Here is a 7951-nt window from a genome sequence, read left to right on the forward strand (position 1 = left end):
GCTGCTGTAAGGTTGTTGTCATGGTTTTATGATTGCTGTATTTGGTTGTCAATGTTCGGATGATGTTTATATTATTAACGGTATTGTTAACCTTTGTAAAGGGGTTTGACGACAGTTAAACTGATGACTGTGATTAGCAAAGCTGATGTAAGGAGAGAGATGGCCGTAGCTTGCGGGGCCCGACGCCATCACCAGAAGTTTTGTTAAGAAAGTTGAGGGTTTTGCTTTCTGTGGGTCAGCTCGTGATACCTTTCTAAAACCTGAAAGCGGGAAAGTCCGGTGCAATTCCGGCGCTGTGCCGCAACTGTAAAAGTCAGAATGCCGATTTCGGGGGCGCTTTGTGGGCGTTTACTTTTGGATTCCCTGCGTAGCACGGGGAGGAGATTATTTGTTAGCTTTGACTGATTTGCCGACTTGTCCGGGTTTATTTTACGGTTCCCAAGCCCGAGACGGAGTTTTATCGAGAATGCGGATTCCGGGGGGAATTTTAAACGCGCAGCAGTGTGGGACGATCGCCGATTTAGCAGATCAATACAGTACCGGCTGTTTGCAAGTGACGAATCGGGGAAATTTGCAAATCCGAGAAGTGCACTCGGAAATTCCCCCGGAAGTCTGGAACCGCTTGCAGGAATTGGGGATAGCGTCTCGCCGCGTTGAAGTTGACCCGATTCGCAATATTATGGCAAGCCCGACAGCAGGGATCGATCGCCAGCAGTTACTGGATACTCGCCCGCTAGTGAAAGCTTGGGATGATTACCTGCAAACGCATTCCGAGTTGTCGCAACTTTCGCCTAAGTTCAGTATTGGCTTGGACGGCGGGGAATCGGTTTCGATCCAGGCTTTACGCAACGATATTTTATTAGCTGCTGAAGGGCTTTCAACCCAATCAGAAATCTTTTTTCGGCTGCATTTCAACGGCGATACAGGAATTTTAATCCCAGAATCGCAATGTATTTCAGTATTAGCGGCCCTGGCTAGCACCTATCTTGAATACACCAAAAATCGACCTCGAATTGATGGCAAAAAACCGCGTTTGCGTCACCTGCTGGCAGATTGGGGCGCTGAAAGTTATCTAGAACGGGTACAGCAGAATTTACCATTTTTATTGCAATTCACATCTTGCACCTTTCCCAAAAACAGGCAAGATGCCTGTTCCACAAAGAGTGGATTTCCTTGTGGGGTGGGCATCTTGCCCGCCCGATCCATCGCCTTTCCCAAAAACAGGCAAGATGCCTGTTCCACAAAGAGTGAATTTCCTTGTGGGGTGGGCATCTTGCCCGCCCGTTCGATCGACTCATCTGCAAGGGCGATCGAACAATCCCGACATCTCGGCATTCATCCTCAGCGACAGTCCGGTTTCTCCTACATGGGAATTGCACTGCCTCTCGGTAGGCTAGAATCAAAGCAACTGCGGAATTTGGCAAATTTAGCCCAAAAACTAGCCAGCGGTACCCTGAGACTTACACCGTGGCAAAATCTGTTGATTTCTGATATCCCCAACTCCCAGCTTTTTGAGGTAAAACAGCAAATCGCCGATTTGGGATTGCACTCGTCGGCGACTCGCCTAGATTCGTGCTTGGTGGCTTGTGCTGGCAGCAGCGGCTGTGCGTCGGCGGCGACAGATACTCAAAGTCACGCCCTATCAATGGTGAGGGATTTAGCGCAAAAATTGACGATCGACCTGCCGATTAACATTCATTTCAGCGGTTGCCAAAAGTCCTGCGCCCAGCACCAGCCAATTGATATCACGCTGGTGGGAATTCAGATTGAGCGAGGACACGAGACGATCGAAGGTTACGACATTTATGCGGGTAGAAAAGATTTGCCCTTCGGGCGACCAATTTTTCCGGCGGTGAGTGCGATCGAGATGCCCGGTGCGATCGAGCGAATGTTGCAGGTATATCAGCGCTTTCGAGAGCCTTTGGAGTCATTTGGTGAGTTTGTCGATCGGCAGGCGATCGACCAATTACAGCAGTTGTTAAGCACCGAAAATAGGAATTTAAAGTGAAAAAATATACCATTAAAACTGACAAGTTTTAAGCACCTATCTTGATATTTTTCCCTTCGCGTCCTAGCGCTTACGCGCCGCTTCGCTAACGCGCCTTCGCGGTTCATTCAAAAAATCTATTTCACAAATCCCACAAACTTCCCATAGCAGTTTTAAACAATGATTGACTACATTCGAGACGGAACAGAAATCTACACCAAATCCTTCGCCACAATTCGAGCCGAAGCAGATTTGTCAAGCTTGCCGCCCGATTTAGAATCGGTAGCCGTGCGACTAATTCACAGTTGCGGCATGACCGATATTGTTACAGATTTAGCAGCTTCCCCCGGTGCAGCCACCGCGGGACACAACGCCCTCGCCGCAGGTGCGCCGATTCTGTGCGATGCCCGGATGGTGGCCGAAGGCATCACTCGCAAACGCCTTCCGGCTGACAATCCGGTGATTTGCACCCTCTGGCATTCCGAAATCCCGGAGTTGGCGCGACAAATGGGAAATACTCGATCAGCTGCGGCGCTTGATTTATGGCTGGACAACTTGCAGGGTGCGGTTGTGGCAATTGGCAATGCCCCGACTGCTTTGTTCCGACTACTGGAAATGCTGGATGCCGGAGCACCCAAACCGGCTTTAATTCTGGGTTTCCCGGTAGGATTTGTGGGGGCTGCCGAATCCAAAGCCGAACTGGCCGCCAACAGTCGGGGAGTGCCATTTATTACGTTGCACGGGCGGCGCGGTGGCAGTGCAATGGCAACGGCGGCCGTGAATGCGTTAGCGAAAAAGGATGAATTGTAAGCAACCCCGGTCTAAAGACACGGGGCTTCAGTTTATTTGCTGAAGCCGTGCTTACCCGCCTAAGCCTTAACTGGCTACGTTGTTGGGGTCAAAACACCGGAAAATGCGACGCTAGTTTTCCGCTCTGTTGTTTGCAATTAAACAATTCTAAGGTCACTGGAATAGTGTTGCAAGCGTAAAAAGCCCTTATAACATTGGCAAAGCGAACTTTACGAGAAATCGAAGGGACAAAACAATGTCTATCCAACCAAATTACGTTTTTGTTCTAGATGCTAACCGCAAACCACTAACACCATGCAAACCATCTTTGGCACGCAAACTGTTAAAGGTTGGCAAATGTAAAGTGTTTAGGCTTTATCCTTTCACTCTAATTTTGAGAAAAAAGGTAGCTCAAGACCCGCAGCTTGTTACTTTAAAGATTGACCCCGGTTCAAAAGTTACGGGGTTTGCTCTGCTTCTGAATTCCCATCTAATCTGGGTAGCCGAATTAACCCATCGCCCTCAAGCAATTAAGGCATTGCTAGAGTCGCGTCGTTCTCTACGGCGCAACCGCAGAAGTCGCCAGACAAGGTATCGCCAAGCGAGATTTTTGAACCGAACTAGATCCAAAGGTTGGTTGGCTCCCAGCCTCCAGCACCGAGTAGATACGACCTTAACTTGGGTCAACAAACTATCAAAGCTTGCACCCGTTAAGACGATTTTTCAGGAATTGGTTAGGTTTGATTTACAAAAAATGGAAAACCCGGAGATTTCAGGGATTGAGTATCAACAAGGAGTGCGATTCGTTTCTCCGAAAATGGAAGGTTTAGCCGCCTGAAGTGTATGGAGAGCAAGGCTCTCAGTCTATTGTATTGACTGAAACTAAGAACCTTGACAACTTAATGACCATGTAGGTGAGTCCCTGCTGAGCCAAAAGCAAAGATAGCAGGTTGGAGATAAGCCATAACAAGTTAACCTCCATAATAACAAGTCCTACCGCTTAGGTGCAGAGTTGAAAGCGCTACCCAAGCCCATCAGACTAGCAATCTGACAGGTAATTCGTGCAAGGGGTAGTAAAAATGAGGGTAAGCCGGGAGTCTGCCTGATAATCCCCTCTAGCAAGAGATTATGAGCAGCGTACAGCGAAGGTGCTACTAACCATCGTTAGGTATAACCAGTGAAAACAGACTGAAGCCATGAGGCAACACTGGGAGTGACAAAAGTCCATAGGTTTAAGGGAGCTAAACGGGTACCTTGTCGTTTAGCAAGCACTTCCCACAACCGGGCGTGGATAGCACCGCTCTAAAATCTCAAACAAATGGTCATTAGGAACGAAGTAACTTTTATATATCTCTCAGTGAGGTCGATACCTGAGCAGGTTGCTAACCGCATGATATGTAAAAGTGGGATTGTGAAAGAAGCTAAAGCCCTCGCGTAATAGGAGGGATACGCAGACGTTCACACATTGATTTGGAAGATAGAGTTGTGATTCAGAGTTCAAATGTCTAATACAGAGTCAATCAAGACAACTGTGGAATGGGAGATAACCGACTGGCGAAAGCTAGAGCGGACAGTCTTCAAGCTCCAAAAGCGAATCTATCAAGCCTCTCAACGTGGAGAGAATCGAACAGTCCGCAGGCTGCAAAAAACGTTGATGAAGTCCTGGTCGGCTAGAATGCTAGCCGTGCGAAGGGTGACTCAGGAAAATAAGGGCAAGAAAACGGCAGGCGTAGACGGGGTAAGTAGTCTAACCCCCAAGCAACGTATGGCACTTGCAAACCAACTGAGGCAATTAAATTACTCCTACAAAGCAAAACCAGTCCGAAGAGTTTGGATTGACAAATCCGGAAGGACAGAAAAACGCCCATTAGGAATCCCCACAATGCACGATAGGGCATCCCAAGCCTTAGTAAAAGCTGCTCTAGAGCCAGAATGGGAAGCTAAGTTTGAACCTAATAGCTACGGCTTCCGACCAGGGCGCTCATGTCATGATGCGATAGAAGCAATATATGCCAGCATCAACAAAAAACCAAAATGGGTACTTGATGCTGATATAGCTAAATGCTTCGACCGAATCAACCACGAGGCACTGCTGAAAAAACTGAATACATCCCCCACCATAAGACGCCTAATAAAGTGCTGGTTGAAAGCGGGGGTGATTGACTGGAGCGGATACGCTAACCGCAAGCAAAAGAAAGTAACCAGCCAAACACTTGAGGGAACACCACAAGGAGGCGTGATTTCGCCACTCCTGGCAAATATTGCCCTACACGGGTTAGAGAATAGGCTACTCCAATACATAGAAACCATTACTCTCAGATATCCCAATGGTAAAACAATGGGTAAAAAGGATAAAAGGTCATCCCTTGGAGTAGTCAGATATGCCGATGATTTTGTGGTTTTACATGAAGATATAGCAATCGTCCAAAAGTGTCAGCAGATTACAGTAGACTGGCTAAAAGACATGAGTTTGGAATTAAAGCCCGAAAAGACGCAAATCACACATACCCTGAACACAACAACAGGGTTTAATTTCCTTGGGTTTAATATTAGACAATTCGAGGTAGGAAGAAATGCGTCAAAGCGCGGTTATAAAACCATCATCACCCCATCCAAAGAGGCGCTAAAGTTGCATACCTCAAAAATAGGCATCATCATAGAAGGACATAAGAATGCTCCCAAAGCAGCCTTAATATCTAGACTAAACCCGGTCATAAGGGGCTGGTGCAACTATTACAGAGGACAGTCAAGCAAAGATACATTCCAAAAAGCTGACTTCATCACTTACAAGCAACTCAGAGGATGGGCTAGTTGCCGTCATAAACGTCATAGTGGTAAATCCTCAAAAGAATGGAAGTCAATAGATAACAGGAAGTGGGTATTTGCTACTCAAGAGGGTTTATTCCTCATAAATCACTCAGACACAAAGGTTGTCCGCCACACAAAAGTTGAGGGCGTTAAGAGTCCATACGACGGTAACTGGATATATTGGAGCGCCCGAAAGGGAGACTACCCTGGAGTGAAAAAGCAACTATCCGAGTTGCTAAAAATACAGGGCGGAAAATGCGAATATTGCGGATTATACTTCAGTCCTGACTCGCTTGCCGAAATTCATCACAAAGATAGCAATCACAAAAACAACAAGCGGGATAATCTGGGCTTAGTACATAAACACTGTCACGACCAACTCCACGCCAAATCTCGGCTAACCAAAGCCGATAGGGATATAAGTATTATCGAGGAATGGATTGATGACCACCCTTTTTAATCCCCTAACCCTCCCAACAGAAGGGAACGAGGTTCACATGACAAGTGCCAAATCAGTGAGGAGCTGGATGAGGCGAAAGTCTCACGTCCAGTTTTGCAAGAGAGTTCGGGGAAGCGATTCCCCGTTCGACTCTAACGTGTTAGCTGGTTACGAAGTCCGCGAGTATCTTGTTGCCAAATGGGATAGGCGGTGCGCTTACTGTGGCATAGAGAATGTACCGCTACAAGTTGAACACATTCATCCTAGAGCGTCGGGCGGAACTAATAGAATATCTAACCTGTGCTTAGCTTGCGAACCTTGTAACACAAAAAAAGGGACTAAAGACATCAAGATATTCTTAGCAAAAAAACCCGATGTTTTGAAAAAAATTGTGGCACAAGCTAAGCGTCCGTTGAAGGATGCCACTGCTGTTAACTCGACTCGATGGGCTTTATTCAATCGATTAAAAGCAACAGGCAAAGAGATTATTACAGGCTCTGGCGGGTTGACTAAATTCAATCGCATACGCCTAGAACTGCCAAAAACCCACTTCTTTGATGCTGCTTGCGTAGGGAATACACCTGAAATTTCCCTTTCAGCGAATCAGCCTTTGAATATCAAAGCCACGGGGCATGGTTCAAGGCAGATGTGCCGCACGGATAAATTTGGATTCCCTTCTAGGTACGTTCCTAGGTTTAAGTTTGTTAAGGGTTTCCAGACAGGGGATATTGTAAAAGCCGTTGTTACTTCTGGCAAAAAGATGGGCACTTATACGGGCAGAGTGGCTGTCCGCTCATCTGGCAGTTTTAATGTGGCAACAACCCAAGGATTAATCCAAGGAATCAATCACAAATATTGTTTTCCTATTCATCAAAAGGATGGGTACAATTATGGGTTTTAAGACTGTTGACGGGATACTAAAGTATCCCGTGTCCCTTTTCCTCCCAGGGCTAAAGCCACTGGGTTTCCAAGTTACCGCGAGGTTTTTATGACTAAGGCTACTGGTAAATTGTACGGTTTGGGTATTGGCCCTGGCGATCCAGAATTGATCACATTGAAAGCTTATCGGATTTTGCAATCGGTGCCGGTGATTGCCTATCCGGCGATGGAAAATGGTAAGGTGCTGGCGCGGGCGATCGTCGCAGATTATCTGCGCCCGGAGCAAATTGAGATTCCGATGCCGTTGCCTTTTAGTCCCACGCGATCGTCTCAACCTTATTATGATATTGCAGCCGAGAAAATTGCGGCACATCTGAGCGAGGGGCGGGATGTGGCGGTGCTATGTGAGGGCGAGCCTTTTCTCTACGGCTCGTTTATGTATCTATTCAACCGTTTGTCGGCGAGATTTACCACTGAAGTTGTGCCGGGAATTTCTTCGACAATGGCGAGTGCGGCTGCGTTGGGAGTGCCGCTGACTTATCGTAACGATGTGTTAAGTATTATGCCTGCGACGCTGGATGCTGAGGTTTTGCGCGATCGACTGGCGGTTGTTGATGCTGCTGTGATTATTAAACTGGGGCGGCATTTTGCGAAAGTCCGGGATGTACTGATTGAGTTGGGACAGTTCGATCGAGCATTGTATATAGAACGCGCAACTATGCCGAATCAGCGAATTCGGGCGATCGCAGATGTCGAGCCCGCTGAAGTTCCCTATTGGGCTCTCATTATGATACCTAGCCAGCAGAAGTCTGTATCTTAATATTTCCATGCCTGAAGGCGACGCGCTTCCAGGCTTTACCTAGTTTTTGTCCATTCTTTCCCATTTATCCACCATTCCTGCTATTGATAAGTCAATCTTATATATATCATCAGTTAATCTGTTGTTAAAAAACTTTACAAACCTGAGAATATGCTTTATGTTTATTTACATGGCGGAACACAAAGCCGTCACGAACATTGAAAACCAAATAAAGCAATCATAAACAAAT

Annotated in this window: 5 protein-coding genes, 1 pseudogene and 1 riboswitch; all 6 genes and pseudogenes read left to right on the forward strand. The window is 46.8% G+C overall.

What is annotated here, in order from left to right:
* Window positions 1–252 precede the first annotated feature (252 nt).
* A riboswitch (adenosylcobalamin-variant (AdoCbl-variant) riboswitch) is annotated at window positions 253–332 on the forward strand.
* 8 nt (window positions 333–340) lie between these two features.
* Window positions 341–2008, forward strand: a complete 1668-nt coding sequence (gene cobG, locus QUB20_RS27495; RefSeq protein WP_333247446.1) for a precorrin-3B synthase — start codon at window positions 341–343, stop codon at window positions 2006–2008.
* A gap of 159 nt (window positions 2009–2167) precedes the next feature.
* A complete protein-coding gene (locus tag QUB20_RS27500; protein WP_333157768.1) occupies window positions 2168–2797 on the forward strand; it encodes a precorrin-8X methylmutase in 630 nt (209 codons plus the stop codon).
* A 235-nt stretch (window positions 2798–3032) separates the two neighbouring features.
* Window positions 3033–3572: pseudogene (gene iscB, locus QUB20_RS27505) on the forward strand (RNA-guided endonuclease IscB); the annotation flags it as partial.
* Between the two features lie 705 nt (window positions 3573–4277).
* Window positions 4278–6044, forward strand: a complete 1767-nt coding sequence (gene ltrA, locus QUB20_RS27510; protein WP_333247443.1) for a group II intron reverse transcriptase/maturase — start codon at window positions 4278–4280, stop codon at window positions 6042–6044.
* Window positions 6028–6924: an RNA-guided endonuclease IscB gene (gene iscB / locus QUB20_RS27515; RefSeq protein ID WP_445299437.1), complete on the forward strand. Its 897-nt coding sequence runs from the start codon at window positions 6028–6030 to the stop codon at window positions 6922–6924. The genes ltrA and iscB (QUB20_RS27515) overlap by 17 nt, the downstream gene beginning before the upstream one ends.
* An 87-nt stretch (window positions 6925–7011) precedes the next feature.
* Window positions 7012–7722 carry a precorrin-2 C(20)-methyltransferase gene (locus QUB20_RS27520; RefSeq protein WP_333234318.1) on the forward strand — a complete coding sequence of 237 codons (711 nt, stop codon included), beginning with the start codon at window positions 7012–7014 and terminating at the stop codon, window positions 7720–7722.
* The last annotated feature ends 229 nt before the right edge of the window (window positions 7723–7951 follow it).

Origin of the sequence: Microcoleus sp. B4-C2 (assembly GCF_036705265.1) — a bacterium.
In the GTDB taxonomy this organism is placed as follows: Bacteria; Cyanobacteriota; Cyanobacteriia; order Cyanobacteriales; family Microcoleaceae; genus Microcoleus.

What these genes read in the sequence shown, in the direction of transcription:
- ltrA (WP_333247443.1), top strand. Translation starts at nt 4,278, where the DNA reads ATGTCTAATACAGAGTCAATCAAGACAACTGTGGAATGGGAGATAACC.
- iscB (WP_445299437.1), top strand. Translation starts at nt 6,028, where the DNA reads ATGACCACCCTTTTTAATCCCCTAACCCTCCCAACAGAAGGGAACGAG.
- QUB20_RS27520 (WP_333234318.1), top strand. Translation starts at nt 7,012, where the DNA reads ATGACTAAGGCTACTGGTAAATTGTACGGTTTGGGTATTGGCCCTGGC.
- QUB20_RS27500 (WP_333157768.1), top strand. Translation starts at nt 2,168, where the DNA reads ATGATTGACTACATTCGAGACGGAACAGAAATCTACACCAAATCCTTC.